Here is a 1091-nt window from a genome sequence, read left to right as displayed (position 1 = left end):
TGAAGACCCTGCCCGTGCTGTCGATAACGGAGGTAAAGGAGCATCTCTGATGGTGAAGCAGCTGACATTCGACAGGAAGGAAGAGTTTCTGGACGCCCTGAGAGGGCTCGTGCAGGAGAAGGTGCCCGGAAGAAAGCTCAAGCTGTTCATGCCCTTTTTCGTCCATGACGTAGAAGAGATCATTCCCCCCAAGGAGGGCAGGGTCAAGTATTTCGCCTTCATCGGCGCGGCGTCGGGCACCCTGACGGGCTTCGTCTTTACCATCCTCACATCGCTCAGCTGGCCGCTGATCACGGGGGGCAAGCCGATCGTGTCGATCCCGCCGTTTATCATCATCGCCTTCGCACTCACCATCCTCTTCGGTGCCCTCTCGAGCTTCGCCGGCTTTCTCATCCTGTCGCGGCTGCCGAGCGTTGAAAGCATAATCTCGGAGGAGGAGTTCGAAAACAGGTTCGTGATAATCGTGGAGGAGGCGGCCGGGAGATGAGGAAATTGTTGAAAAAAATCGACGGCCTCCTGATTGTTTTCGCCCTCGTCTGGTTGTTTGTCGCCTTCGTGGAGGCAAGCCCCCTCGCCGAAAGCGGAGGGGCGCTCCTTTTCACGCTCATCTTCTGGGTCAGCGTGATCCAGGGATCCGTGGCCGCGGCGGCCGCAAGCGACCTGATCAAGGCCCGCTGGGTGGGCTCCGTCAGGCGGCAGCTGATCTCCGTCTACCCGCTCCTGCTCTTTACGGCGCTCCTTTTCCTTCTGCTCGTGCCCTTCGTGGACTCCTACCCCTGGGTGGGAAGGGGAGGCTTCTGGTTCAGCAAGGGCTCGTTCGTCCTGCGCAACTTCCTGGTCCTCTTCGTGACGTACCTGGCGGCGCGACGGTTCGCCATCAGCGCACAGAGAGATGACGAGAAAAGGCATTTCCACGCCACCCTCTATCTCTTCGCCTTCGTGGTTTCCCAGAGCCTCATCGCCTTCGACTGGGTCATGTCTCTCGCCCATCCCTGGTACAGCACCCTCTTTGGCGCCTATTTCTTCATCGAGGCCCTCTACTGCGGCTTCGCCGTATCGGGCGTCCTCTACATCTTCCTCTACCGGCGCGA

General features: G+C 59.4%; 2 protein-coding genes. Both read left to right on the top strand.

Going from position 1 to position 1091, the window contains the following annotated elements:
* Window positions 1-49 precede the first annotated feature (49 nt).
* Window positions 50-487, top strand: coding sequence for a DUF3341 domain-containing protein (locus tag GTN70_03740; protein NIO16100.1), 438 nt, complete (start codon window positions 50-52; stop codon window positions 485-487).
* Window positions 484-1091: hypothetical protein (locus GTN70_03735; GenBank protein ID NIO16099.1), on the top strand; the 608-nt coding region annotated here is incomplete at its 3' end. The genes GTN70_03740 and GTN70_03735, both read left to right, overlap by 4 nt.

The sequence above is a fragment of the Deltaproteobacteria bacterium genome, assembly GCA_011773515.1.
Lineage (GTDB): Bacteria > Desulfobacterota > Deferrimicrobia > J040 > J040 > WVXK01.
This window is presented reverse-complemented; position numbering and strand designations above follow the sequence as displayed.

Excerpts from the sequence above, each read along its gene's own strand:
- GTN70_03740 (NIO16100.1), top strand. The coding sequence starts at position 50 with ATGGTGAAGCAGCTGACATTCGACAGGAAGGAAGAGTTTCTGGACGCC.